Below are 26,071 nucleotides of genomic sequence, written 5' to 3' on the forward strand. Positions count from 1 at the left end.
CTGGAACACCTCCGACCCACGCGGTCGGGTGTGTCGAATGCTGCATGACCCCGCCGGAAGCGAAGAAGGCGCAGATCACGGTGGCCCGTACTCAAGCTCGCGTGCGGTTGCAGACACGCACAGGAGCCCAGGCACACCCCAGGCACAAGGTCTGAGCGTACCTACCTCATCGACTCCGGTCAAAACAAATGCCTCGGCCCCAACACGCCGGGCGTCCGCGATCATGTCCGCGAAGCGCCCAGGCGCCGCCTGGAAGCCCCGAAGGGCGGCCACCGCACTGGATGGCCGCCCTTCGGTCCGCTCACGCCTCTTACTGGTTGTACGGACCGTAGTCGTAGTCCTCCAGCGGGACGGCCTGGCCGGAGCCGGTGCCGAACGGCGAGTAGTCGATGTCGTCGTAGCCGACGGCCGAGTACATCGCGGCCTTGGCTTCCTCGGTCGGCTCGACCCGGATGTTGCGGTAGCGGGACAGGCCCGTACCGGCCGGGATGAGCTTACCGATGATGACGTTCTCCTTGAGGCCGATCAGGGAGTCCGACTTGGCGTTGATCGCCGCGTCGGTGAGGACCCTGGTCGTCTCCTGGAAGGACGCCGCCGACAGCCACGACTCGGTGGCCAGCGAGGCCTTGGTGATACCCATCAGCTGCGGACGGCCGGAGGCCGGGTGGCCGCCTTCCGTGACCACACGACGGTTCTCGGTCTCGAACTTCGAGCGCTCCACGAGCTCGCCCGGCAGCAGCTCCGCGTCGCCGGACTCGATGATCGTCACACGGCGCAGCATCTGCCGGATGATGATCTCGATGTGCTTGTCGTGGATCGACACACCCTGCGAGTTGTAGACCTTCTGGACTTCGCCGACCAGGTGGACCTGGACCGCGCGCTGACCGAGGATCCGCAGCACGTCGTGCGGGTTGGTGGCACCCACGGTGAGCTTCTGGCCCACCTCGACGCGGTCGCCCTCGCCCACGAGCAGACGGGCACGCTTGGAGATCGGGAACGGCGTCTCCTCGCTGCCGTCGTCCGGGGTGACGACGAGCTTCTTGGTCTTCTCCGTCTCCTCGATACGGACGCGGCCGGCCGCCTCCGAGATCGGGGCGACACCCTTGGGCGTACGAGCCTCGAAGAGCTCGACGACACGGGGCAGACCCTGGGTGATGTCGTCACCGGCCACACCGCCGGTGTGGAAGGTACGCATCGTCAGCTGGGTACCGGGCTCACCGATGGACTGGGCGGCGATGATGCCGACCGCCTCACCGATGTCGACCAGCTTGCCGGTGGCCAGCGAGCGGCCGTAGCAGAAGGCACAGGTGCCGACCGCGGACTCGCAGGTCAGGACCGAGCGGGTCTTGACCTCCTCGACCCCGGCGGCCACGACGGCGTCGATCAGGACATCGCCCAGGTCGACATTTGCCGGCGCGATGACCTTGCCGTCGACGACGACGTCCTCGGCGAGCATCCGCGCGTACACGGACGTCTCGACGTCCTCCGCCTTGCGCAGTACACCGTCGGCGCCGCGCTCGGCGATCCGCAGCTTCAGACCGCGGTCGGTGCCACAGTCCTCCTCGCGGATGATCACGTCCTGCGAGACGTCCACCAGACGACGGGTCAGGTAACCCGAGTCGGCGGTACGCAGGGCGGTGTCGGCCAGACCCTTACGGGCACCGTGCGTGGAGATGAAGTACTCCAGCACGGACAGGCCTTCACGGAAGGACGCCTTGATGGGACGCGGAATCGTCTCGTTCTTGGCGTTCGACACCAGACCACGCATACCGGCGATCTGACGCATCTGCATCATGTTTCCGCGGGCACCCGAGTTGACCATCATGGAGACGGGGTTGGTCTTCGGGAAGTTCGCGTTCATCGCCTCGGCGACCTCGTTGGTCGCCTTGGTCCAGATCGCGATGAGCTCCTGCGTGCGCTCTTCCTTGGTGATCAGACCGCGCTCGTACTGCTTCTGGACCTTCTCGTCCTGTGCCTCGTAACCCTGGACGATCGCCTTCTTCGCGTCGGGCACGACGATGTCGGAGATGGCCACGGTGACACCGGAGCGGGTCGCCCAGAAGAAGCCGGCCGCCTTCAGGTTGTCGAGCGTCGCCGCCACGATGACCTTGGGGTAGCGCTCGGCCAGATCGTTGACGATCTCGGAGAGCTGCTTCTTGCCCACCGAGTAGTCGACGAACGGGTAGTCCTCGGGCAGCAGCTCGTTGAAGAGCGCGCGGCCCAGCGTCGTACGCAGCCGGAACGGGTCGCCCTGCTGCCACTCGACCGCGGTGCCGTCCGTGTCGGACTCGTCGCGGGCCGGCGGGGTCCAGCCGCGCGGCGGGATGGTGCCCACCGGGAAGCGGATGTCGACCTTCGCCTGCAGCGAGAGCTCGCGGTTGTCGAACGCCATGGTCGCCTCGGCCGTGGAGCCGAAGAACCGGCCCTCGCCGATGACCTTGCGCTCTTCCTCGTCCGTGGTGAGGAAGAAGAGACCGAGCACCATGTCCTGGGTCGGCATGGTGACCGGACGGCCGTCGGCCGGCTTGAGGATGTTGTTCGAGGACAGCATCAGGATGCGTGCCTCGGCCTGCGCCTCCGCGGAGAGCGGCAGGTGGACGGCCATCTGGTCACCGTCGAAGTCCGCGTTGAACGCGGTGCAGACGAGCGGGTGGATCTGGATGGCCTTGCCCTCGACCAGCTGCGGCTCGAAGGCCTGGATGCCGAGGCGGTGCAGGGTCGGCGCACGGTTCAGCAGCACCGGGTGCTCGGCGATGACCTCTTCGAGCACGTCGTACACGACCGTGCGGCCGCGCTCGACCATGCGCTTCGCCGACTTGATGTTCTGCGCGTGGTTCAGGTCCACCAGGCGCTTCATCACGAACGGCTTGAAGAGCTCCAGCGCCATGGCCTTCGGCAGACCGCACTGGTGCAGCTTGAGCTGCGGGCCGACGACGATCACGGAACGGGCCGAGTAGTCGACTCGCTTGCCGAGCAGGTTCTGACGGAAACGGCCCTGCTTGCCCTTGAGCATGTCGCTCAGGGACTTCAGCGGGCGGTTACCGGGACCGGTCACCGGGCGACCGCGGCGGCCGTTGTCGAACAGCGCGTCGACGGCCTCCTGCAGCATCCGCTTCTCGTTGTTCACGATGATCTCGGGGGCACCGAGGTCAAGGAGACGCTTGAGGCGGTTGTTGCGGTTGATCACACGGCGGTACAGGTCGTTCAGGTCGGAGGTCGCGAAGCGGCCACCGTCCAGCTGCACCATCGGACGCAGGTCCGGCGGGATCACCGGTACGCAGTCCAGCACCATGCCCTTGGGGCTGTTGCTGGTCTGCAGGAACGCGGAGACGACCTTGAGGCGCTTGAGCGCACGGGTCTTCTTCTGGCCCTTGCCGGTACGGATGATCTCGCGGAGGCGCTCGGCCTCCTCGTTCAGGTCGAAGGACTCCAGGCGCTTCTGCAGCGCCGCGGCACCCATCGAACCGTCGAAGTACGTGCCGAAGCGGTCACGCAGCTCGCGGTAGAGCAGCTCGTCGCCCTCCAGGTCCTGGACCTTGAGGTTCTTGAAGCGGTTCCACACCTCGTCGAGACGGTCGATCTCGCGCTGCGCACGGTCGCGCAGCTGCTTCATCTCGCGCTCGGCGCCTTCGCGCACCTTGCGGCGCACGTCGGCCTTGGCGCCCTCGGCCTCCAGCTCGGCCAGGTCGGTCTCGAGCTTCTTGGCGCGGGCCTCGAGGTCGGAGTCGCGACGGTTCTCGACCTGCTGACGCTCGACGGAGACATGCGCCTCCAGCGAGGGCAGGTCGCGCGTACGGCGCTCCTCGTCCACGAACGTGATCATGTACGCGGCGAAGTAGATGACCTTCTCAAGGTCCTTCGGCGCGAGGTCGAGCAGGTATCCGAGGCGCGAAGGAACGCCCTTGAAGTACCAGATGTGAGTGACGGGAGCGGCGAGCTCGATGTGGCCCATCCGCTCACGGCGCACCTTGGCGCGCGTGACTTCCACGCCACAGCGCTCACAGATGATGCCCTTGAAGCGGACACGCTTGTACTTGCCGCAGTAGCACTCCCAGTCCCGGGTCGGACCGAAGATCTTCTCGCAGAAGAGTCCGTCCTTTTCGGGCTTGAGCGTGCGGTAGTTGATGGTCTCCGGCTTCTTCACTTCGCCGTGCGACCAGGTCCGGATGTCGTCCGCGGTGGCAAGGCCGATCCGCAGCTCGTCGAAGAAGTTGACGTCGAGCACTTGTCGTCAATCCCTCTTTCGGGGGTTCGAGCCCCTCGCGTCAGCGAGAAAATGGGGCACTTCAGCAATGGTCTGAACGGGTCCGGGGAGAGCCGGCCGGATACGGGATCCGGCCGGCGAACCCGTCAGACCTCTTCGACGCTGCTCGGCTCTCGCCGGGACAGGTCGATTCCGAGCTCCTCCGCCGCGCGGAAGACATCCTCGTCCGTGTCGCGCATCTCGATGGACATGCCGTCCGAGGACAGCACCTCCACGTTGAGGCAGAGCGACTGCATTTCCTTGATGAGCACCTTGAAGGACTCGGGAATGCCGGGCTCGGGGATGTTCTCGCCCTTGACGATGGCCTCGTAGACCTTCACGCGGCCGGTCACGTCGTCGGACTTGATCGTCAGCAGCTCCTGGAGGGCGTACGCGGCGCCATAAGCCTCCAGCGCCCACACCTCCATCTCACCGAAGCGCTGACCGCCGAACTGGGCCTTACCACCCAGCGGCTGCTGGGTGATCATCGAGTACGGGCCGGTCGAGCGGGCATGCAGCTTGTCGTCGACCAGGTGGTGGAGCTTGAGGATGTACATGTACCCGACCGAGATCGGGTCCGGGAACGGCTCACCGGAGCGGCCGTCGAACATGTGGGCCTTGCCGGACGGGAGGACCATCCGGTTGCCGTCGCGGTTCGGGATCGTCGACTCGAAGAGACCGGAGATCTCGTCCTCGCGGGCGCCGTCGAAGACCGGGGTGGCGACGTTGGTGCCGGGGGCGACCTCGTCGGCGCCGATGGACTTCAGCCGCTCCATCCACTCCTCGCTGCCCTCGACCTTCCAGCCCTGGCTGGCGAGCCAGCCGAGGTGGATCTCGAGGACCTGTCCCGGGTTCATTCGGGACGGGACACCCAGCGGGTTGAGGATGATGTCGACCGGGGTGCCGTCCTCCAGGAACGGCATGTCCTCGATCGGCAGGATCTTCGAGATGACGCCCTTGTTGCCGTGCCGGCCGGCGAGCTTGTCACCGTCGGTGATCTTGCGCTTCTGCGCGACGTACACGCGAACCAGCTGGTTCACGCCCGGCGGCAGCTCGTCGCCCTCCTCGCGGTCGAAGACACGCACACCGATGACCTTGCCGGTCTCGCCGTGCGGCACCTTCAGCGAGGTGTCACGGACCTCACGGGCCTTCTCACCGAAGATCGCGCGGAGCAGTCGCTCCTCCGGGGTCAGCTCGGTCTCACCCTTGGGCGTGACCTTGCCGACCAGGATGTCTCCGGCGACGACCTCGGCACCGATACGGATGATGCCGCGCTCGTCGAGGTCCGCGAGGACCTCCTCGGAGACGTTCGGGATGTCCCGGGTGATCTCCTCGGGGCCGAGCTTGGTGTCACGGGCGTCGACCTCGTGCTCCTCGATGTGGATCGAGGAGAGGACGTCGTCCTGCACCAGCCGCTGGCTGAGGATGATCGCGTCTTCGTAGTTGTGGCCCTCCCACGGCATGAACGCCACGAGGAGGTTCTTGCCGAGCGCCATCTCGCCCTGCTGGGTGGCCGGACCGTCGGCGAGAACCTGGTTCTCGACGACCCGGTCGCCCTCGTTCACGACAACCTTCTGGTTGACCGAGGTGCCCTGGTTCGAGCGGGAGAACTTGGCGATGCGGTACGTGGTGTACGTGCCGTCGTCGTTGGCGACGGTGATGTAGTCCGCGGATACCTCCTGGACCACACCTTCCTTCTCCGCCTTGATGACGTCACCGGCGTCGACCGCGCAGCGGTACTCCATGCCGGTGCCGACCAGCGGCGCCTCGGACGTGATCAGGGGCACGGCCTGACGCATCATGTTCGCGCCCATGAGGGCACGGTTGGCGTCGTCGTGCTCCAGGAACGGGATCATGGCGGTCGCGACCGACACCATCTGGCGCGGCGAGACATCCATGTAGTCGACGTCCGTGCCGGGCACGTAGTCGACCTCCCCGCCACGGCGGCGGACCAGGACGCGGGGCTCGGTGAAGCGCAGCTCGTCGGAGAGCGTCGCGTTCGCCTGAGCGATGACGAACCTGTCCTCCTCGTCGGCGGTCAGGTAGTCGACCTCGTCGGTGACCTGGCCGTCGGTGACCTTGCGGTACGGAGTCTCGACGAAACCGAACGCGTTGACCCGGCCGTACGAGGCGAGCGAGCCGATCAGACCGATGTTCGGGCCTTCAGGGGTCTCGATCGGGCACATGCGGCCGTAGTGCGACGGGTGCACGTCACGGACTTCGAAGCCGGCCCGCTCACGGGACAGACCACCCGGGCCCAGCGCCGACAGACGGCGCTTGTGGGTCAGACCCGACAGCGGGTTGTTCTGGTCCATGAACTGGGACAGCTGGCTGGTGCCGAAGAACTCCTTGATGGAGGCGACGACCGGCCGGATGTTGATCAGGGTCTGCGGCGTGATCGCCTCGACGTCCTGGGTCGTCATGCGCTCACGCACGACGCGCTCCATCCTCGCCAGACCCGTACGGACCTGGTTCTGGATGAGCTCGCCGACGTTACGCAGACGACGGTTGCCGAAGTGGTCGATGTCGTCGGTCTCGACGACGATCTGGGTGCCGCTCTCGCCGACCGTCTCGGTCTCACCGGCGTGCAGCTTGACCAGGTACTTGATGGTCGCGATGACATCGTCGGTGGTAAGCACGCCGGCGTCCAGCGGCTCGTCCGCGCCGAGCTTCTTGTTCACCTTGTAGCGGCCGACCTTGGCGAGGTCGTAGCGCTTCGGGTTGAAGTAGAGGTTCTCGAGCAGCGTCTGAGCGGCCTCGCGCGTCGGGGGCTCGCCCGGACGCAGCTTGCGGTAGATGTCGAGCAGCGCGTCGTCCTGGCCCTGGGTGTGGTCCTTCTCCAGGGTGGCGCGCATGGACTCGTACTCGCCGAACTCCTCCAGGATCTGCTCGGTCGTCCAGCCGAGAGCCTTGAGAAGGACGGTCACGGACTGCTTGCGCTTGCGGTCGATACGGACACCGACCATGTCGCGCTTGTCGATCTCCATCTCCAGCCAGGCACCCCGGGAGGGGATGATCTTGGCGGAGAAGATGTCCTTGTCGGACGTCTTGTCGATGGAGGAGTCGAAGTAGACACCCGGCGAGCGGACCAGCTGGGACACCACGACACGCTCGGTGCCGTTGATGACGAAGGTGCCCTTGTTGGTCATGAGCGGGAAATCGCCCATGAAGACCGTCTGGGACTTGATCTCGCCGGTCTCGTTGTTGGTGAACTCGGCGGTGACGAAGAGCGGGGCGGCGAACGTGAAGTCGCGCTCCTTGCACTCGTCGATCGAGTTCTTGGAGGGCTCGAAGCGGTGGTCGCGGAAGGTCAGCGACATCGACCCGGAGAAGTCCTCGATCGGCGAGATCTCCTCGAAGATCTCTTCCAGACCGGACTTCCTGGGGACGTCCTGTCCGTTCTCGAGAGCCGCCTCGACACGAGCCTTCCAAGCGGCGTTGCCGAGCAGCCAGTCAAAGCTCTCGGTCTGCAGCGCCAGGAGGTTCGGAACCTCGAGGGGCTCCTTGATCTTTGCAAAGGAGATGCGCAGCGGGGCGGTGCTGGCGCCGTTGTTCGTATTCGCGGTCGAGGCGTTGCGCGAGGCGGCCAAGAGGGGGTCCTTCCGAGGGCTCGGACTCACTACGCGCGTACCGGTCCCAAGCGGGGCACGGAGAGGGAAAGCCCAGTTCAGGGCCGTTCAATCACCGATGCTCATGCGAGGGGGTGCCCCTGGTGACGGGCAGGGAGCAGCTAACAGGCAGCGCAAAGGGTCAGTGTAGCCACTTGGCACACTGATGTCCAGAGCCGGTTTTCCGACACCCTCGTTGGTCTCAACACCTTTGTCTCAACTGCGGCAAGCCTCGCGCCAGTAGGCGCACATCGATACTGCCCTCTTCGCCGTCGATCCATGCCTCGGATACGGATCGATTGTGACGACGCGTCCTGAGAATTGCGCGCTCCGTGCGGTTCGTCAAGGCCCCCAGCCCTCGGGGGCGTCTTACGGATCGTCACTGGGCGTACGGAAGGCACGGCGATGATCACGATACTCGCCGGGAGCCGAAGATCAAGGCACCCCCCACGGGAGCGCGGAAGGGCGACCACCCGACTGGGTGATCGCCCTTCGTGTCAACGCTGCGCCTCGCGGCGCCGAGACTGCCTCCGTACGCCTAGCGGCGCGCGGTGGCGGACTCGCGCAAGGTCACTTGACCTCGACGGAGGCGCCGGCGCCCTTGAGGGACTCGGCGGCCTTCTCGGCCTGCTCCTTGGCGACCTTCTCGAGAACGGGCTTCGGGGCGCCGTCCACGAGGTCCTTGGCCTCCTTGAGGCCCAGGGAGGTCAGCTCACGCACGACCTTGATGACCTGGATCTTCTTCTCGCCGGCACCCGTGAGGATGACGTCGAACTCGTCCTGCTCCTCGACGGCCTCGGCGACGGCACCGGCGCCACCACCGGCGACAGCGGCGGCAACGGGGGCCGCGGCGGTGACGTCGAACTTCTCCTCGAAGGCCTTCACGAACTCGGAGAGCTCGATGAGGGTCATCTCTTCGAACTGCGCGAGCAGGTCGTCCTGGCTGAGCTTCGCCATGATGGCGGTCCTTCCACTAATTCGGCTGGTGCCGTATGTACAGAGTTCCGCGGGCGTGCGCCTAACGGCATTACTGCGTAGACCGGCCCGCTTCGACCGAGCGAGCGTGATTACTCGGAGTCGGCCTCGACGGGAGCCGGCGTACCGGCACCGTCCTGCTCTTCCTTCTTGGCACGAAGCGCTTCCGCGGTGCGGACGAACTTCGACGGAAGCGCCTGGAAGAGCGCGGCAGCCTGAGACTGCTTGCCCTTCATGGCACCGGCCAGCTTGGAGAGCAGAACCTCGCGGGACTCGAGGTCCGCAAGCTTCTTGATCTCATCGGCGCTCAGCGCCTTACCGTCAAGGACACCGCCCTTGATGATGAGATTGGGGTTGTCCTTGGCGAAGTCACGAAGACCCTTCGCCGACACCACCGGGTCACCGGTGACGAAGGCAACCGCTGTCGGACCTGCGAACAGGTCGTCCAGCGTGTTGATCCCGGCCTCGTTGGCCGCAATCTTGGTCAGCGTGTTCTTCACCACGGCGTACTGGGCGTTCTCACCGAGAGAACGGCGCAGCTCCTTGAGCTGCGCCACGGTGAGACCCCGGTACTCGGTCAGCACGGCGGCGTTCGAGCTGCGGAACTTGTCCGTCAGCTCGGCTACCGCGGCAGCCTTGTCGGGCCTTGCCATGAGCGTCGGCCTCCTTCCGGGTGATGAGGACCGCTCAGAAGGGGCTGGGCAAAACGAAACGCCCCGGCGCAGGCGCACGGGGCGTAGCTCGACCGAATGGAATCCGGGAGCTGTCCACAGTCACCTGCGCAGGTCGTCCGCAGCTAGCGGATCCTTCGGCCACCGCACCCTCTTACGAGCACACGGCAACGACCAGCGGTCTTTGGCTTCTGGGGAAGACTACGTCAACCGGTCTCCGGCAGGCAAATCCGGCGCCGGAGACCGGCGGGACGAGAGCGGCGGGGCGGAGATCAGCTCCCGCTGCCGGAGCTTCCTGAACCCGCGCCCAGCTCGCTCAGCATCTTGAAGAGATCGACCGTTTCATCGGCCGGCGGGGCCTGGACCTGGGACTTCGCTCCGTAGTCGGAGTAGTTCGCGGTGATCTTGATCGCGCCCTCGGCGGTGTCCATGGCGACGTCCATCTTCACCGGGTAGTCGTCCTCGTTGACCCAGACCTCGGTCTCGTAGGCCTTCATACCCGACTTCTTCATCGTGTCGAGGAGGTCCTTGCGCTCCTTGTCGCTGAGGACATCGAGCGAGGCGTTGGACTTCATCATCTCGTCGACCGTGAGCGTGCCCTTGTAGTGCTCGGCCTGGACGCCGTCGACCTTCTCGGTGCCGAGGTGCTTCAGGTTCGGCGAGTCGAGCAGCAGGGCGAGCTGCTGGGCCGGGTCCTGGTTCATGTTCTCCAGGCCGCCGGTCAGCGCTTTGCTCGCCGCCTTCTCTCCGGACGCCTCGGCCGCGGCGGCGAGGTCGAGCTTCATCCAGCGCTTGCCGTCCATGTCCTTGACGACGGTCGGGCTGCCGCCCATGTCCATGTACATGGCGTTGTCGAGCCACACCATGCGGATCTTGTCCGGTGCGCCGGGCTCGTCGCCCATCGCCGATCCGGACACGGTCATATCCATCACCGTGGGATCCCAGCCCATGACGCCGGACATCTCCATGTCGCCGCCGGCGCCCGCCGAGACCGGCATCGACATCGTCATCCGGACCTTGGCGGACTTCGCCGCCGCCGTCTTCTTGTAGGCCGCGGTGATGACCTCCGTGGCCCCGGGCCGGGACGCGGTCTTCGCCGGGGCCCCGTCCTTGGCCCCGTCCTTCGTGCCACCGTCGCTCTGACAGCCCGCGACACCGGCTATGACGGCCACGGCGGTCAGCGCGACGCCCCCGCGCCTCCATACGGACATGCTCATTCCCACCCCTTGATCGTGAATCAACTCCCCCGCACGGTAACGCACGGCTCTGACAGTCCCCACGGAAAAAGCCGGTCCCCGCACCTCCGGAGAGGTGCGGGGACCGGCTTTCGTACGCGTGACCCGCGACTGCCGTCAGTGTCAGACGGCGGCCGGGTCCTCCTCGACGAGGAGGTTGCGGGTGCGGTTGGCGTCCAGCGGGATGCCGGGGCCCATCGTCGTGGCCAGGGTCGCCTTCTTGATGTAGCGGCCCTTCGCGGCGGACGGCTTCAGACGGAGGATCTCCTCCAGCGCCGCGGCGTAGTTCTCGACCAGCTTCGTCTCGTCGAAGGAGATCTTGCCGATGATGAAGTGCAGGTTCGAGTGCTTGTCGACGCGGAACTCGATCTTGCCGCCCTTGATGTCGTTGACAGCCTTGGTGACATCAGGGGTGACCGTGCCGGTCTTCGGGTTCGGCATCAGACCACGCGGGCCGAGGACGCGGCCGAGGCGGCCGACCTTGCCCATGAGGTCCGGGGTGGCGACGACGGCGTCGAAGTCCAGACGGCCCTTCGAAACCTCGTCGATGAGCTCGTCGGCGCCGACGATGTCGGCGCCCGCGGCACGCGCGGCCTCGGCGCGGTCACCGGTCGCGAAGACCAGGACCCGGGCGGTCTTGCCGGTGCCGTGCGGGAGGTTCACGGTGCCACGGACCATCTGGTCGGCCTTGCGCGGGTCGACGCCCAGACGCATGGCCACCTCGACGGTGCCGTCGAACTTGGTGCTGGTGGTGTCCTTGGCAAGACGAACGGCCTCGAGCGGGGCGTAGCTGCGCTCCCGGCTGATCTTGGCGTCCGCGTTGCGGAGAGCCTTACTGCGCTTCACTTCTTCTCCTGGTGTTTCTCAGGTGTGGAGTTCGTGGTCCGGGCCGCGCATGGCCCTGCCACTGGGACTGCTCGAGCTGGGATCAGCCCTCGACCGTGACGCCCATGGAACGGGCGGTACCGGCGATGATCTTCTCGGCGGCGTCGAGGTCGTTGGCGTTCAGGTCGGGCATCTTGGTCGTGGCGATCTCACGCACCTGGTCGCGCGTCAGCTTCGCGACCTTCTTGACGTGCGGCTCGCCGGAGCCCTTGTCCACACCAGCAGCCTTGAGGATCAGCTTGGCGGCGGGCGGAGTCTTGGTGATGAAGGTGAAGGAGCGGTCCTCGTAGACCGTGATCTCCACCGGCACGACCATGCCACGCTGCGACTCGGTCGCGGCGTTGTAGGCCTTGCAGAACTCCATGATGTTGACGCCGTGCTGACCGAGCGCGGGGCCGACCGGCGGAGCCGGGTTGGCCGCGCCGGCCTTGATCTGGAGCTTGATAAGCCCCGTGATCTTCTTCTTCTTGGGAGGCATGTGCTCTCTCCGGGTCCTAGTGAGAGTTTTCAGCCCGCCGTCCGGTCATCCGGATGGAGGCATACCGCACAACGATAACGGGTATAGCCGTACGGCCAAAAACCGACAGGTCAGACAGCTGTGGGAGCCTGTCTGACCTGGTCGGAAGCTGCTGTTCCAGAAGGGCGCTGACGCGCTCAGTTCTTCTGGATCTGGTCGAAGCTCAGCTCGACCGGGGTCTCGCGGCCGAAGATCTCGACCAGGCCCTTGACCTTCTTCGAGTCGGCGTTGATCTCGTTGATGGTCGCCTGGAGCGTGGCGAACGGGCCGTCCGTGACGGTGACCGAGTCGCCGACCTCGAAGTCCAGCACCTGGACCTCGACCTTGCGGGACGGCATCGGCTTGCCCTCGGCCTCCGCGGCCTCGCGGGCGGCCTTCTCCTCGGCCTCCGGAGCGAGCATCTTGACGATCTCGTCCAGGGTCAGCGGGTACGGGTCGTAGGCGTTGCCCACGAAGCCGGTGACGCCAGGGGTGTTGCGGACGACGCCCCAGGACTCGTTCGTCAGATCCATGCGCACCAGGACGTAACCCGGGAGCTTGTTCTGGCGGACGTTCTTACGCTCGCCGTTCTTGATCTGGACGATCTCTTCCTCGGGGACTTCGGCCTGATAGATGAAGTCCTCGACGTTCAGCGAGACGGCGCGCTGCTCCAGGTTCGCCTTCACGCGCTTCTCGTAGCCCGCGTAGGTATGGATCACGTACCACTCGCCGGGCAGACCGCGCAGCTCGTCCCGGAGGGCGGCGACCGGGTCGGCCGGAACATCGGCCACCACGGCGGCCTCGTCCTCGGAGTCCTCGGCTTCGTCCGCGGAGTCCTCTGCGGACTCGTCGTCGGAGTCCTCGGAACCCTCAGCGTCGTCGTCCGTGTCCTCGTCAGCCTCGTCCGTCTCGGACTCTTCGTCCTCGACGTGGACGGCGGCCTCTTCGGCCGGCTCGCCCGCGGCGACGTCAGCGGCTTCGGCCTGGTCTGGCTCGACAGCGTCCGCCGCCTCGACGATGTCGGTTTCGTCCGCTACGGACTCCACCGACTCGCTGGCGTCGTTCAGTTTCGGGTCAGACACGGTGGCTGCTTCTTCCTGGCTCAATGGGTGGAACACGCGAAAGGGGCGCCGCGCCGGGCGCCCTTCGCGGGATCAGCCGAAGACGTACTTGATTGCTTGCTGGAAGCCATAGTCAATCACGGTCACCAGACCGATCATGATGACGACGAAGACAATCACCACTGTGGTGTACGTGGTCAGCTGATTGCGAGTCGGCCAGACGACCTTGCGCAGCTCGGCGACGATCTGACGGTAGAAGAGTGCGAGACGGCCCAGGGGGCCCTTCTTGCCACGCTTGCCGCCCTTACGGGGCCTCTTCGACTCGGCGGACTCGTCGTCGGCATCAGGCTTGTCGATGGAGCCCACGGCGTCCGTCACGCTCTCTCACCTGATTCCCGGTCGTGGCCGTGCCGCGCCCGGGGGAGCCGCACGGCGATGCATTGAATGTACGTACATGCGCACACACCCTGGCGAAGGTGTGTGTAGCAGGGCCGGAGGGACTTGAACCCCCAACCGCTGGTTTTGGAGACCAGTGCTCTACCAATTGAGCTACGACCCTTTGCGTTTTCCCCAACCTACCGCATCCGACCGGGTGCACGGAGTGCGCGGTACGGACCTGGCTGCTGAGGGCCAACGACGAGTGAGTGTACGTGGTCGCGGCCCCTGCGTCGAACAGCTTGCTCGCCTCCGCCCTCCTCTTCTCGTGTTCGTCTCGTGTCCGCGGAGCGAATCCTCGTGTGTCCGCAGAGCGAAACCTGTGTGCCGGGGAGGTTTCGGGTCTGGGACCATGGGCCTCATGAGCGCTGCAATCCCTCCCACCGAGCGCCGGGTCTCCGCCCGCATCGGCGCGATCTCCGAGTCCGCGACCCTCGCTGTGGATGCCAAGGCCAAGGCCCTGAAGGCCGCCGGGCGTCCGGTGATCGGCTTCGGCGCCGGCGAGCCCGACTTCCCGACGCCCGACTACATCGTCGAAGCCGCTGTCGAGGCCTGCCGCAACCCGAAGTACCACCGCTACACGCCGGCCGGCGGACTCCCCGAGCTGAAGGCCGCCATCGTCACGAAGACGCTGCGTGACTCCGGTTACGAGATCGAGCCCTCGCAGGTCCTGGTGACCAACGGTGGCAAGCAGGCGATCTACGAGTCGTTCGCGGCCATCCTCGACCCGGGCGACGAGGTCATCGTCCCGGCTCCCTACTGGACCACGTACCCCGAGTCGATCCGGCTGGCCGGCGGTGTCCCGGTGGAGGTCGTGGCCGACGAGACCACCGGCTACCGGGTCTCCGTCGAGCAGTTGGAGGCGGCCCGCACCGACCGTACGAAGGTCGTGCTCTTCGTCTCGCCGTCCAACCCGACGGGCGCCGTCTACAGCGCGGCCGACACCGAGGCCATCGGCCGCTGGGCCGTCGAGCACGGGCTGTGGGTGATGACGGACGAGATCTACGAGCACCTCGTCTACGGCGACGCCACGTTCACCTCGCTGCCGGCCGTCGTACCGGAGCTGCGCGACAAGTGCATCGTCGTCAACGGTGTGGCGAAGACCTATGCGATGACCGGCTGGCGGGTGGGCTGGGTCATCGGCCCCAAGGATGTCGTGAAGGCCGCGACCAACCTCCAGTCGCACGCCACGTCCAATGTCTCCAATGTCGCCCAGGCCGCCGCCATCGCCGCGGTCTCCGGTGATCTGACGGCCGTCGCCGAGATGCGGTCCGCGTTCGACCGCCGCCGCCAGACCATCGTGCGGATGCTGAACGAGATCGAGGGCGTCGTGTGCCCGGAGCCGGAGGGTGCCTTCTACGTGTACCCCTCGGTGAAGAGCCTGCTCGGCAAGGAGATCCGCGGCAAGCGCCCGCAGTCCTCCGTGGAACTGGCCGCGCTGATCCTGGAAGAGTCCGAGGTCGCGGTCGTCCCCGGCGAGGCATTCGGGACGCCCGGCTATCTGCGGCTGTCGTACGCGCTCGGCGACGAGGACCTGGCCGAGGGCATCGCCCGGATCCAGAAGCTGCTCGCGGAGGCCCGGGACTGACGTTCGGCTCTCAGCGTGAAAACGGGCTCCCGGCCACCGCCGGGGGCCCGTTTCTTCGTTCGGGCAAGATCTCGATCGGGGAAGGGGCTGCCGGGCGGGCGCCTCATGCGGCAGGATCTTCAGATGGAGAGCACCACCCGCCCCCGCGACCTCAGCCTGCTGCCCAAGGCTCATCTGCATCTGCATTTCACCGGCTCGATGCGGCCCACCACCCTGCTCGAACTCGCCGACAAGTACGGCGTTCATCTGCCCGACGCGCTGACCAGCGGCGAACCGCCCAAGCTGCGCGCCACCGATGAGCGCGGCTGGTTCCGCTTCCAGCGGCTGTACGACATCGCCCGGTCCTGTCTGCGCTCGCCGGACGACATCCAGCGGCTGGTGCGCGAGGCCGCCGAGGAGGATGTACGGGACGGCTCGGGCTGGCTGGAGATCCAGGTCGACCCCACGTCGTACGCCCCCACGCTCGGCGGGCTGATCCCCGCCCTGGAGATCATCCTGGACGCCGTGGACGCGGCCTCCAGGGAGACCGGTCTCGGGATGCGCGTGGTGGTCGCGGCGAACCGTATGAAACATCCGCTGGAGGCCAGGACGCTGGCGAGGCTCGCCGTGCGGTACGCGGACCGGGGCGTCGTCGGCTTCGGGCTCTCCAACGACGAGCGCCGCGGCATGGCCAGGGACTTCGACCGGGCGTTCGCGATTGCCAGGGACGGCGGGCTGCTGGCGGCTCCGCACGGCGGGGAGCTGACCGGGCCCGCGTCCGTACGGGACTGTCTGGACGATCTGCGCGCCGCCAGGATCGGGCACGGCGTCCGGGCGGCGGAGGACCCACGGCTGCTGCGCAAGCTCGCGGAGCGCGGGGTGACCTGCGAGGTCTGCCCGGCCTCGAATGTCGCGCTGGGCGTCTACGAGAAGCCGGAGGACGTACCGCTGCGGACGCTGTTCGACGCGGGGGTTCCGATGGCACTGGGCGCGGACGACCCGCTGCTGTTCGGCTCGCGGCTGGCCGCACAGTACGAACTGGCCCGCGAGCAGGGCTTCGACGACTCCGAACTGGCCGAACTGGCCCGCCAGTCGGTACGGGGCTCGGCGGCGGACGCGCCCGTGCGGGACAAGCTGCTGGCGGGGATCGACGCCTGGCTCGCGGACTGAACGCCTCGCGCGGTCCTGCGGACATCCGCCGGACAGGACCTAAAGGCTGACGCCGACCGTCACGGGCTCGTTGACGAGGGTGATCCCGAAGGCATCGCGTACCCCCGCGACCACCTCGCGCGCCAGTGCGAGCAGATCCTCGGTGGTCGCCGCGCCCCGGTTGGTGAGCGCGAGGGTGTGCTTGCTGGAGATACGGGCCGGGCCCGTGCCGTATCCCTTGGTGAAGCCCGCCCTGTCGATCAGCCAGGCCGCGGAGGTCTTCGTGTGCCCCTCCCCCGCCGGGAAGGCGGGCGGTGTCACGTCGTCGCCGAGGCGGGTCCGTGCGCGCGTGAGGAAATCCGCGTACTGCTGTTCGGTCAGGATCGGGTTGGTGAAGAAGGAGCCGGCGGACCAGGTGTCGTGGTCCTCGGGGTCCAGCACCATGCCCTTGCCCGCCCGCAGCTTGAGAACGGTGTCCCGGGCGGTTTCCGCCGGGACACGGTCACCCGGCTCGACGCCGAGGACCCGTGCCGTCTCGGCGTACTTGAGGGGGGCGGAGAGCCCGCCCGCGTCCTCCAGCTCGAAGCGGACGCGCAGCACGACCCAGCGCTCGGGGTGCTGCTTGAAGCGGCTGTGCCGGTACGAGAAGGCGCAGTCGGCGTTGGAGAGGGTCACGGTCTCGTGGGCGGAGCGGTCGTAGGCGACGACCTCCGTGATGGTGCTGGACACCTCCTGGCCGTACGCGCCGACGTTCTGGATCGGGGTGGCGCCGGCCGAGCCGGGGATACCGGCGAGGCATTCGACGCCCGCGAGTCCCGCCTCGACGGTGCGGGCGACGGCGTCGGTCCAGATCTCGCCCGCGGCCAGTTCCAGCGCGGTGCCGTCGAGCGCGAAGCCCTGGGTCGCGATGCGCAGCGCGGTGCCGGCGAAGCCGCGGTCACCGATGACCAGATTGCTGCCGCCGCCGATGATCAGGAGCGGAGTGCCGGCGGCCTCCGCCTCGCGTACGGCGGCGATCACCTCGGCGTCGGTGGTGGCCGTGACGAGGCGGGTCGCCGGGCCGCCGAGGCGGAAGGTGGTCAGGGGGGCGAGGGGGGCGTCGTGGAGTTCCTGCACGGGGACAAGAGTACGGTCCGCGGCGCCGCCGCTCGGGCGGGGCCACGGACCGTACGGGACCGTGTGCGTGGACGGGACGACGGTCAGACCGCGACGCTCTCGCGCGTGTCCGCCTTCTCCGCCGCGCCCGTGACCACGGAGGTCCCACCGGCGCGGCGGCCGGGGATGAGCAGGCCCGTCAGCGCGGCGAGAGCCACCCCGCCCGCGCCGATCCAGAGGGCGGGGACGGTGCCGTCCACGAAGGCGTCGGGGCTCGCGTAACCGCCCTGTGCGGAGAAGACGGCGCTGAGGATCGCGACGCCGAGTGCTCCGCCCACCTCGCGCAGGGCGTTGTTGGCCCCGGAGGCGATGCCCTGTTCCTCGGGGCGGACGCTGGACATGACCAGGCTGGCGGCGGGGGCGAAGTACAGCCCCATGCCGATGCCGCTGACGATCAGGCCGGGCAGCTGGGCCGCGTACGACACCCCCGGCTCGACGACCAGCGCGAACAGCCCGAGGCCGACGGCCTGGAGGGCCAGTCCCGTGACTACGACGGGGCGGCCGCCGATGCGGTCGGCGAGGAGACCGGCGATCGGTGAGACGAGCAGCGGCATCGCGGTCCACGGAAGCATCCGCAGGCCGGCCTCGGTGGGCGAGTAGCCGACGACGCCCTGGAGGAACTGGCTGAGCAGGAAGATCGAACCGAACATGCCGAGGAACATCAGCAGGCTCGCGGCATTGATCCCGGCGAAGGCGCGGTTCTTGAACAGCCGCATGGGGAGCATCGCGTCAGGGCGGCGCAGTCCGTGGCGTACGAAGGCGATGAGCAGCGCGCTCCCCGCGAACAGGCCGAGCAGGATCGGGGCGCTCGTCCAGCCGTCGGCGTTGGCGTTGACCAGGGCGTAGACGATGCCGAAGAGGCCGCCGCTGATGAGGACGGTGCCGGGGATGTCGAGGCGGGCGTCGGGTGCGTGCGACTCCCGCAGCCGCAGCCGGGCGAGCGGCAGGAGGGCGATGCCTATGGGGACGTTCAGCCAGAAGATCCACTGCCAGGAGAGGTGCTCGGTGAGGCTTCCGCCGACGAGGGGGCCGCTGGCGACGGCGAGGCCGGTGATGGCGCCGAAGATCCCGAGGGCCGCGCCGCGCCGTTCGGCGGGGACCGCCGCGGTGAGCAGGGTGAGTGCGAGCGGCATCATGATCGCCGCGCCGACCCCCTGGACGGCGCGTGCGGCGATCAGGGCGTCGATGCCGGGTGAGAGGGCCGCTGCCGCCGAGGCGCCGGTGAAGACCGTGAGTCCGGCGACGAAGAGCCTGCGGCGGCCGAACCGGTCACCGAGGGTCGCGCCGAACATGAGGAGGACCGCGAAGGTGAGCGTGTATGCGTTCACCGTCCATTCCAGATCCTCCAGCGCGCCGCCCAGGTCCTCGCGGATGGACGGCAGGGCGGTGGTGACGACGAGGTTGTCCAGCGCTGCCATGAAGCTGGCGGCACCGGTGATGACGAGGGCCCAGGCGGCGCGGGAGCCGCGGGCTGCTGGCTGGTTCATCGTTCTCCTCTCTGCCGGCGGCGCGCATGGGCCACCGATCAGTTGGTTATCGATCTAGTTAGTTATTGATGACTAACTTTCTTGGACAGAAAACGCGGCCGGAAAACGCGGCCAGAAAACGGCGTCGGTACTCCCGACGCCCGATTCACCGGCCGGGCGGCAGCGCCGAGTCGTAGAAGCCGCCCCAGACGCGGTGGCTGGGCGGAAAGCCCAGCGAGACAAAGGTGTTGATCAGCGTCCCGTACGCCAGGAACGACGTGGTCTCCTCCACGTCCGCACCGAGCGCCAGATGGACCGTCTCCCAGAGCACCACCCAGCCGGCCCGTACCGAATCACCGAAGGCGTGGTCACCCGCGGCCTCGGCGGACGCCACCGCGACGTTCATCTGCATCTGCATCAGCAGCTTTTCCGGATCATCGGCGATGATCCGCTGATACGCGGCGGCCATGGCATGCAGGGCCTCTTCGCCCTCCAGACCTTCCGAGGCCTTCTCGAAGACCTGTGCGGTGTCCGCCAGACAGCGCTCCGCGGCGGCGAGGAAGATGGCCTCCTTGTTGGGGAAGAGCCGGAAGAGATACGGCTGCGAGACACCCACACGGCGGGCAATCGCCTCGGTGGACGTGCCGTTGTAGCCGCTGCGGGCGAACTCGGTGACCGCAGCGCGGATGACGCTCTCGCGTCGCTCTTCCGCACTCATTCTGACCATGCGATGAGGTTATTGACCACTCACTAACTATGTCAAGCGGCTGGCGGGCCCGGTACGAAAATGTGCGGGCCCGGTACGGAAACGTAAGGGGCGCCCGCAATGGCGGACGCCCCTTACGCACAGCTCTGCGGCCCTGACGTCTTTACTCAGGCAAGGCGGACGACGGCGCGGGACATGCCCAGCACCTTCTGCCCGGCGCTCATGGCCGTGAGATCCACCCGGACCCGGTCGTCGTCCAGCTTGGCCGCGACCTTGGCGCTGACCTCGACCAGCGCGCCCTGGTCGTCGTTGGGCACCACGACGGGCCTGGTGAAACGGACGCCGTACTCCACGACGGCCGCCGGGTCGCCCACCCAGTCGGTCACCACACGGATCGCCTCGGCCATGGTGAACATGCCGTGCGCGATGACGTCCGGCAGCCCGACCTCCTTGGCGAACTTCTCGTTCCAGTGGATGGGATTGAAGTCACCCGAGGCGCCCGCGTACCGCACCAGCGTCGCGCGCGTGATGGGGAAGCTCTGCGCCGGCAGCTCCGTACCGACCTCGACCTCGTCGTAACCGATCTTCGCGGTCATCGGTCTCACGCCCCCTCGGCGGCGCGGGCCACCAGCTTGGTCAACGCGGTCACGACATGCTCGCCGGCCTCGTCACGCACTTCACCACGGACGTCGATGATGTCGTTCCCGGCCAGCGACTTGATCGCCTCGATGGTCGAGGTGACGGTCAGCCGGTCCCCCGCGCGTACCGGACGGGAGTACGTGAACTTCTGGTCGCCGTGCACCACCCGGCTGTAGTCCAGACCCAGCTGCGGATCGGCGATGACCTCGCTCGCGGCCTTGAAGGTGATCGCGAACACGAAGGTCGGCGGGGCGATCAGATCGACGTGCCCGAGCGCCTTGGCGGCCTCCGGGTCGGTGTACGCCGGATTGGTGTCGCCCACCGCCTCGGCGAACTCGCGGATCTTCTCCCTGCCGACCTCGTACGGATCGGTGGGCGGATAGCTCCGCCCCACGAAGGACTGATCGAGCGCCATGGACCCGCTCCCTCCAGATGGATGTGACCACTACAAACGACGTGAGGCCGCCCCCAGAGGGGACGGCCTCACATACGAGCCTGATTCAGCGCGTTTCGCGGTGCGCGGTGTGCGAGTTGCAGCGCGGGCAGTGCTTCTTCATCTCAAGACGGTCCGGGTCGTTACGCCGGTTCTTCTTGGTGATGTAGTTCCGCTCCTTGCACTCCACGCAGGCCAGCGTGATCTTCGGGCGGACGTCGGTGGCAGCCACGTGAGTGCTCCTTGGACGGACAACGGATGAACATATGAACGCATAAAAGAGTAGCCGATCGAAGGACCGACCCCACAATCGGCTACCGTGTGTAGCGGTGACCGGACTTGAACCGGTGACACAGCGATTATGAGCCGCTTGCTCTACCGACTGAGCTACACCGCTTCGATGTTGGATCTCCTCGCCCGGAGGCGAGGATCACCGAACATCTGAGCCCCAATACGGAATCGAACCGTAGACCTTCTCCTTACCATGGAGACGCTCTACCGACTGAGCTATTGGGGCGAGCGATGAAGACATTACACGGTCTCTCGCCGATCGCCCAAATCCGTTTCCTGGCAGCTCACCCCACCCGTCCCACAGACCACTCGCGGGCCACTCGCGGGCCACTCGCCGGCCGCTCGCACGCCGTGGACGGCCACGCCGGTACGACTATTGAGCTCCTCCTCGAAGCTCGGCTGATGCGCCTCTAGGCTCGACTCACGCTGCGTGATCTTGCACACCGGAGCCCCGGAGTCCGACCAGGAAGCCCTCACCAGGAGCGCGATGCCCGACAGCCAGCCGCAGCCGTCCAACGGCGCCACGGCCGACACCACCGCGCTCGTCCTCTGCGGCGCCCGTCTCACCGACGGCCGCATCGTGGACGTACGGCTCGGCGCGGGCCGGATCGAAGCCGTGGGCACGGCGGGCAGTCTCACCGCGCACGGCGCGCGCCTGGACCTCGCCGGCTATCTGCTGCTCCCCGCCCCGGCCGAACCGCACGCCCACAGCGACACCGCGCTCACGGCACCCGCCTCCGACCGGCCCGTCTCCTACGCGCCCGAGGAGGTGCAGCGCCGGGCCACCGAGGCCGCCCTGCTGCAGCTCGGGCACGGCGCGACCGCGCTGCGCTCCCACGTACGGATCGGCGACGCGCAGGAACTCGGCCGGATGGAGGCGGTGCTCCAGGCCCGCCGCTCGCTGCGCGGCCTCGCCGAGCTGACCGCCGTCGCCGTACCGCGGCTGCTGACGGGCGTCGCGGGCGCCGACGGAATGGCGGCGCTGCGCGACGCGGTGCGGATGGGCGCGGGGGTGGCGGGCGGCTGCCCCGACCTCGATCCGGACCCCGCCGGATACGTGGAAGCGGTGCTGGAGGTCGCCGCCGAGCACGACTGCCCGGTCGATCTGCACACGGACGGCGACGACCCGGCGCGGCTCGCCCGGCTCGCGGCGATGGTGGGCGGCATGCGGCCCGGGGTGACGCTCGGGCCGTGCTCGGGGCTGGCCCGGCTGCCGGCCGGTGTGGCGGCACGGGTCGCGGACCAACTGGCGGCGGCCGGTGTGACCGTCGTCTGCCTGCCACAGGGCGGCTGCGGGGGCGTGGAACGCGGCGGCGCGGAGCGGCGCGTCGCCCCCGTACGGCTGCTGCGGGCGGCCGGCGTGCGGGTCGCGGCGGGCGGCGGTGCGCTGCGGGACGTGTCGAATCCGGTGGGGCGCGGCGATCCGCTGGAGTCCGCGTATCTGCTGGCGTCGCAGGGCGGGATGCGGGCGGCGGACGCGTACGCCACGGTGAGCACGGCGGCGCGGGCGGCGATGGGGCTGCCGGAGGTACGGGTGGAGGCGGGCTTTCCCGCCGAGCTGCTGGCGGTGCGCGGCGACGGGATCGAGAGCGTGCTGTCCCTCGCGTACAGCAGGATCGTCATCCACCGGGGGCGGGTGGTGGCGCGGACGAGCGCGGTGCGGGAGTACTGCGATTCCGCGGCGGCTGTCGCACTGGAACTGCCGCGGCAGGGGCGGTCCGACCTCGGTCACGCCGGCCGGTGAGCGGGCCGGCGCCGTGGCGCGTGAGCGGGGAAGTCTCGCCGCACGTACGGTCGTGACCATGCGAATCGTCATTGCCGGTGGACATGGTCAGATCGCGCTGCGGCTGGAGCGGCTGCTCGCCGCGCGCGGACACGAGGGGGCGGGCATCATCCGTAACCCGGAACAGGCGGCGGATCTGCGGGCGGCGGGCGCCGAACCGGTCGTCCTCGACCTGGAGTCGGCCTCGGTCGAGGAGGTCGCCGCGGTGCTGGAGGGCGCGGACGCGGCGGTGTTCGCGGCGGGAGCCGGCGCGGGCAGCGGCGTCGCCCGCAAGGACACGGTGGACCGCGGCGCCGCGGTCCTCTTCGCGGACGCGGCGGAGCGTGCGGGGGTACGGCGCCATGTCGTCGTCTCCTCAATGGGCGCGGACCCGGATCACGAGGGCGACGACGTCTTCGACGCGTATCTGCGGGCCAAGGGCGCGGCGGACGCGTACGTACGGTCCAGGTCCGCGCTCGACTGGACGATCCTGCGGCCGGGGAGGCTGACGGACGACCCGGGCACGGGCCGGGTCCTGCTGGCGGAGTCGACGGGGCGCGGCGCGGTGCCGCGCGACGATGTGGCGGCGGTGCTGGCGGAGCTGGTGGAGACCCCGGGGACGGCGGGTCTGACCCTGGAGCTGATCAGCGGGACGGTGCCGGTGGCGGAGGCGACGAAGCACGCGGCGGCCGGCTGAGCGCGGCTGGGAGAAGCCGCCGGGGAGAAGCCGTCGGGAGAGGTCGCCCGGAGAAGGTGACGGCCTCTCACCTCGGCCATTCCGGCGGACTGTTGGAGCCCAAGCAAAGATGGCCTCTGATCTACTTTTCCGTAGATCAGAGGCCATCTTTATCGCGTGGCGGCGCCAGGATTCGAACCTGGGTAGGCTAAGCCGACGGATTTACAGTCCGCTCCCATTGGCCACTCGGGCACACCGCCATGGGATGTCGCTGCCGTTCGGAGGGGCCGCGGTGGGCGGTGCTCCTGTGGCAACGACGTAAACGATACCCGATGCCCGGGGGTGCTTCGCCACCGGATTGATCAGCGCTCGGGGCGGGTGTGGGTGACTAGGCTTCGGGGCAGCGACCGGCGGTGTCCGGTCGTGCATCGAGCAGCTGTTCAGCACCCGATAAGTACCGATACAAGGAGCCACAGGACATGGCCGACTCCAGTTTCGACATCGTCTCGAAGGTCGAGCGGCAGGAGGTCGACAACGCCCTCAACCAGGCCGCGAAGGAAATCTCGCAGCGCTACGACTTCAAGAACGTCGGGGCCTCGATCGGCTGGTCCGGCGAGAAGATCCTGATGGAGGCGAACTCCGAGGAGCGGGTCACCGCGATCCTCGACGTCTTCCAGTCCAAGCTGATCAAGCGCGGGATCTCGCTGAAGGCACTGGACGCCGGGGAGCCGCAGCTGTCCGGCAAGGAGTACAAGATCTTCGCCTCGATCGAGGAGGGCATCTCCCAGGACAACGCCAAGAAGGTCGCGAAGTTCATCCGCGACGAGGGCCCCAAGGGCATCAAGGCGCAGGTGCAGGGCGACGAGCTGCGGGTCAGCTCGAAGAGCCGGGACGACCTGCAGACCGTGATCTCGCTGTTGAAGGGGCAGGACTTCGACTTCGCACTGCAGTTCGTGAACTACCGGTGATGAAGGCGGTACGGGGGCGGAGCGGGCGAACCGTTTCCGTCCCCGCGTCCTGCTTCCGGATGTGATGTCGGAATTCCGCCAGCCGCGTCGGCCGGGCGGGACCAGACTCGGGACTCATGGCCGGCTGAACACGCCGCGCGGAGAGGAACGAGTGATGACCGTGTACACGACGATCGACAGCCCGCTGGGCGAACTGCTGCTGGTCGGCGAGGAGTCCGCCGGCGCGAAGGGCGGCACCGCGCTCGCCTCGCTCTCCCTGCCGGGCCAGAAGGGCGCGGCCGTCGTCCAGGACGGATGGGTGCGGGCGCCCGCCGCGTTCGACGGGATCGCCGGGCAGCTCAGGTCGTACTTCGCGGGCACGCTGACGCGCTTCGACATCGAGTACGTCGACGGCGGCACGGACTTCCAGCGGCGGGTCTGGCAGGCGCTGGACGCCATTCCGTACGGCGTGACGGTGACGTACGGACAGATCGCCGGCCAGGTCGGCTCCGCCGGGGCCGGGGTACGGGCCGTGGGGACCGCGATCGGGCGCAATCCGCTGCTTGTCGTGCGGCCCTGCCACCGGGTGATCGGCGCGGACGGGGCGCTGCGGGGGTACGCCGGCGGGCTGGAGCACAAGCGGCGGCTTCTCGGGCTGGAGAGCACCCTGTTGTCATGAGCGGAGAACTGTTCCCGAGGCCACGGGCGGTCGTCGCGCCCGGGGCCGTGCATGTGCCCGGCTGGCTGTCCCTGGAGCGTCGGCGCGAGCTGGTGGAGGCGTGCCGGGGCTGGGCGCGCGGGCCGGTGCCGATCCGGCACACGACGCTGCCGGGCGGGGGCGTCATGTCGGTGCAGACGGTCTGCGTCGGCTGGCACTGGCAGCCGTACAAGTACACCCGTACCGCCGGGGATGTGAACGGCTCGCGGGTCGCGGAGTTCCCGGACTGGCTGCTGCGGCTGGGGCGGGCGGCGCTGGCCGAGGCGTACGGCGATCAGGCGGCCGCCGCGGCCTACACACCGGACACCGCCCTGATCAACTTCTATGAGGGCGGCGCGAAGATGGGAATGCACCAGGACAAGGACGAGCGGTCCGACGCCCCGGTGGTGTCCCTGAGCATCGGGGACAGCTGTGTCTTCCGCTTCGGCAATACACGGGACCGGGGGCGGCCGTACACGGACGTCCCGCTCGCCTCGGGTGACCTCTTCGTCTTCGGAGGCCCGGCCCGCTTCGCGTACCACGGGGTGCCCACGGTGTATCCGGGAACGGCCGACCCGGCGACGGGCATGAACAGCGGGCGGTTGAACATCACTTTGCGCGAGACCGGCCTCGGCCGGCCCGGCCGGGCGGTCTGAGACCGCCCGCGGCCGACGGGCCCGGCGGACCGTCAGCGGGAGCGTGAATGGCCGAAGATGATCCGGTAGAGGACCAGCAGGACGAGCGCTCCGCCGATGGCCGCGGCCCAGGTGGCCCCGTCGTAGAAGTCCTTGCTGATGGGGTGGTCGAACCAACGGGCCGATATCCAGCCACCGATGAAGGCTCCCGCGACACCGATGAGCGTCGTGCCGATCAGACCGCCGGGGTCGCGGCCGGGGAGCAGAATCTTGGCGACGACTCCGGCGAGCAGTCCGAGAACGATCCAGCTGATGATGCCCATGCCGTGAACCTGCCTT

Annotated in this window: 23 protein-coding genes and 4 tRNA genes; 7 read left to right on the forward strand and 20 right to left on the reverse strand. The window is 68.0% G+C overall.

Translation table 11 applies throughout. The annotated features are described in order from the left end of the window. Positions 1–310: 310 nt before the first annotated feature. The 10 genes from ACFVWW_RS25310 to ACFVWW_RS25355 all read right to left on the reverse strand — a co-directional run bounded on the left by ACFVWW_RS25310 (position 311) and on the right by ACFVWW_RS25355 (position 13,733). Positions 311–4,225: a DNA-directed RNA polymerase subunit beta' gene (locus ACFVWW_RS25310; protein ID WP_384190635.1), complete on the reverse strand. Its 3,915-nt coding sequence runs from the start codon at positions 4,223–4,225 to the stop codon at positions 311–313. 125 nt (positions 4,226–4,350) lie between these two features. Further along, positions 4,351–7,833, reverse strand: coding sequence for a DNA-directed RNA polymerase subunit beta (gene rpoB, locus ACFVWW_RS25315; RefSeq protein WP_384190638.1), 3,483 nt, complete (start codon positions 7,831–7,833; stop codon positions 4,351–4,353). A gap of 588 nt (positions 7,834–8,421) precedes the next feature. Then, on the reverse strand, positions 8,422–8,808 hold the full coding sequence (gene rplL / locus ACFVWW_RS25320) for a 50S ribosomal protein L7/L12 (RefSeq protein WP_384190641.1): 387 nt from the start codon (positions 8,806–8,808) through the stop codon (positions 8,422–8,424). 110 nt (positions 8,809–8,918) lie between these two features. Further along, positions 8,919–9,479 carry a 50S ribosomal protein L10 gene (rplJ, locus tag ACFVWW_RS25325; RefSeq protein WP_384190643.1) on the reverse strand — a complete coding sequence of 187 codons (561 nt, stop codon included), beginning with the start codon at positions 9,477–9,479 and terminating at the stop codon, positions 8,919–8,921. Between the two features lie 290 nt (positions 9,480–9,769). Then, the gene (locus ACFVWW_RS25330) at positions 9,770–10,714 is read right to left on the reverse strand and encodes a hypothetical protein (RefSeq protein WP_384190646.1); all 945 of its coding nucleotides are present in this window, start codon (positions 10,712–10,714) and stop codon (positions 9,770–9,772) included. A 141-nt stretch (positions 10,715–10,855) separates the two neighbouring features. Next, positions 10,856–11,578 carry a 50S ribosomal protein L1 gene (gene rplA, locus ACFVWW_RS25335; protein ID WP_384190649.1) on the reverse strand — a complete coding sequence of 241 codons (723 nt, stop codon included), beginning with the start codon at positions 11,576–11,578 and terminating at the stop codon, positions 10,856–10,858. A gap of 82 nt (positions 11,579–11,660) precedes the next feature. Next, the gene (gene rplK, locus ACFVWW_RS25340) at positions 11,661–12,095 is read right to left on the reverse strand and encodes a 50S ribosomal protein L11 (RefSeq protein ID WP_329067335.1); all 435 of its coding nucleotides are present in this window, start codon (positions 12,093–12,095) and stop codon (positions 11,661–11,663) included. 176 nt (positions 12,096–12,271) lie between these two features. After that, a complete protein-coding gene (gene nusG, locus ACFVWW_RS25345) occupies positions 12,272–13,195 on the reverse strand; it encodes a transcription termination/antitermination protein NusG (protein WP_384190653.1) in 924 nt (307 codons plus the stop codon). A 72-nt stretch (positions 13,196–13,267) separates the two neighbouring features. After that, positions 13,268–13,552, reverse strand: coding sequence for a preprotein translocase subunit SecE (secE, locus tag ACFVWW_RS25350; RefSeq protein ID WP_384190655.1), 285 nt, complete (start codon positions 13,550–13,552; stop codon positions 13,268–13,270). Between the two features lie 108 nt (positions 13,553–13,660). Continuing rightward, positions 13,661–13,733 (reverse strand) — tRNA-Trp (locus ACFVWW_RS25355). Between the two features lie 237 nt (positions 13,734–13,970). Between ACFVWW_RS25355 and ACFVWW_RS25360 the strand changes: the two genes are divergently transcribed. Next, the gene (locus ACFVWW_RS25360; protein WP_386879120.1) at positions 13,971–15,197 is read left to right on the forward strand and encodes a pyridoxal phosphate-dependent aminotransferase; all 1,227 of its coding nucleotides are present in this window, start codon (positions 13,971–13,973) and stop codon (positions 15,195–15,197) included. Positions 15,198–15,302: 105 nt separating this feature from the next. After that, positions 15,303–16,346, forward strand: coding sequence for an adenosine deaminase (locus ACFVWW_RS25365; RefSeq protein WP_384337341.1), 1,044 nt, complete (start codon positions 15,303–15,305; stop codon positions 16,344–16,346). 39 nt (positions 16,347–16,385) lie between these two features. On the opposite strand, the gene ACFVWW_RS25370 is transcribed toward ACFVWW_RS25365, so the two are convergent. The 8 genes from ACFVWW_RS25370 to ACFVWW_RS25405 all read right to left on the reverse strand — a co-directional run bounded on the left by ACFVWW_RS25370 (position 16,386) and on the right by ACFVWW_RS25405 (position 21,241). Further along, positions 16,386–17,441 carry a UDP-N-acetylmuramate dehydrogenase gene (locus ACFVWW_RS25370; protein ID WP_386879119.1) on the reverse strand — a complete coding sequence of 352 codons (1,056 nt, stop codon included), beginning with the start codon at positions 17,439–17,441 and terminating at the stop codon, positions 16,386–16,388. A gap of 83 nt (positions 17,442–17,524) precedes the next feature. Continuing rightward, entirely contained in the window at positions 17,525–18,967 is a 1,443-nt protein-coding gene (locus ACFVWW_RS25375) for a DHA2 family efflux MFS transporter permease subunit (protein ID WP_384190665.1), read from the reverse strand. A 145-nt stretch (positions 18,968–19,112) separates the two neighbouring features. Further along, positions 19,113–19,673 (reverse strand): TetR/AcrR family transcriptional regulator, encoded by a 561-nt coding sequence (locus ACFVWW_RS25380; protein ID WP_384190668.1) that lies wholly within the window; start codon positions 19,671–19,673, stop codon positions 19,113–19,115. 146 nt (positions 19,674–19,819) lie between these two features. Next, entirely contained in the window at positions 19,820–20,248 is a 429-nt protein-coding gene (locus ACFVWW_RS25385) for a MaoC family dehydratase (RefSeq protein WP_384190671.1), read from the reverse strand. 5 nt (positions 20,249–20,253) lie between these two features. Continuing rightward, on the reverse strand, positions 20,254–20,706 hold the full coding sequence (locus ACFVWW_RS25390) for a MaoC family dehydratase N-terminal domain-containing protein (protein WP_384190674.1): 453 nt from the start codon (positions 20,704–20,706) through the stop codon (positions 20,254–20,256). A gap of 85 nt (positions 20,707–20,791) precedes the next feature. Beyond that, the gene (gene rpmG / locus ACFVWW_RS25395; protein ID WP_006604855.1) at positions 20,792–20,956 is read right to left on the reverse strand and encodes a 50S ribosomal protein L33; all 165 of its coding nucleotides are present in this window, start codon (positions 20,954–20,956) and stop codon (positions 20,792–20,794) included. A 92-nt stretch (positions 20,957–21,048) separates the two neighbouring features. Beyond that, a tRNA-Met gene (locus tag ACFVWW_RS25400) sits at positions 21,049–21,121 on the reverse strand. Positions 21,122–21,168: 47 nt separating this feature from the next. Next, positions 21,169–21,241 (reverse strand) — tRNA-Thr (locus ACFVWW_RS25405). A gap of 261 nt (positions 21,242–21,502) precedes the next feature. Here ACFVWW_RS25405 and ACFVWW_RS25410 point away from each other — a divergent pair. Both ACFVWW_RS25410 and ACFVWW_RS25415 read left to right on the forward strand, forming a co-directional pair. Next, the gene (locus ACFVWW_RS25410) at positions 21,503–22,759 is read left to right on the forward strand and encodes an amidohydrolase family protein (RefSeq protein WP_384190728.1); all 1,257 of its coding nucleotides are present in this window, start codon (positions 21,503–21,505) and stop codon (positions 22,757–22,759) included. A 58-nt stretch (positions 22,760–22,817) separates the two neighbouring features. Beyond that, the gene (locus ACFVWW_RS25415) at positions 22,818–23,474 is read left to right on the forward strand and encodes an SDR family oxidoreductase (protein WP_386879118.1); all 657 of its coding nucleotides are present in this window, start codon (positions 22,818–22,820) and stop codon (positions 23,472–23,474) included. Positions 23,475–23,631: 157 nt separating this feature from the next. Here the strand turns inward: ACFVWW_RS25415 and ACFVWW_RS25420 are convergent. Further along, positions 23,632–23,713 (reverse strand) — tRNA-Tyr (locus tag ACFVWW_RS25420). Positions 23,714–23,932: 219 nt separating this feature from the next. Between ACFVWW_RS25420 and ACFVWW_RS25425 the strand changes: the two genes are divergently transcribed. The 3 genes from ACFVWW_RS25425 to ACFVWW_RS25435 all read left to right on the forward strand — a co-directional run bounded on the left by ACFVWW_RS25425 (position 23,933) and on the right by ACFVWW_RS25435 (position 25,753). Continuing rightward, positions 23,933–24,421, forward strand: a complete 489-nt coding sequence (locus ACFVWW_RS25425; protein WP_384190679.1) for a YajQ family cyclic di-GMP-binding protein — start codon at positions 23,933–23,935, stop codon at positions 24,419–24,421. Positions 24,422–24,575: 154 nt separating this feature from the next. Beyond that, positions 24,576–25,079, forward strand: coding sequence for a methylated-DNA--[protein]-cysteine S-methyltransferase (locus tag ACFVWW_RS25430; protein WP_384190682.1), 504 nt, complete (start codon positions 24,576–24,578; stop codon positions 25,077–25,079). Next, entirely contained in the window at positions 25,076–25,753 is a 678-nt protein-coding gene (locus tag ACFVWW_RS25435; RefSeq protein ID WP_386879117.1) for an alpha-ketoglutarate-dependent dioxygenase AlkB family protein, read from the forward strand. The genes ACFVWW_RS25430 and ACFVWW_RS25435 overlap by 4 nt, the downstream gene beginning before the upstream one ends. A 32-nt stretch (positions 25,754–25,785) precedes the next feature. On the opposite strand, the gene ACFVWW_RS25440 is transcribed toward ACFVWW_RS25435, so the two are convergent. After that, positions 25,786–26,055 carry a GlsB/YeaQ/YmgE family stress response membrane protein gene (locus tag ACFVWW_RS25440; RefSeq protein WP_384337351.1) on the reverse strand — a complete coding sequence of 90 codons (270 nt, stop codon included), beginning with the start codon at positions 26,053–26,055 and terminating at the stop codon, positions 25,786–25,788. Positions 26,056–26,071 lie beyond the last annotated feature (16 nt).

The sequence above is a fragment of the Streptomyces sp. NPDC058198 genome, from assembly GCF_042882605.1.
Taxonomy (GTDB): domain Bacteria; phylum Actinomycetota; class Actinomycetes; order Streptomycetales; family Streptomycetaceae; genus Streptomyces.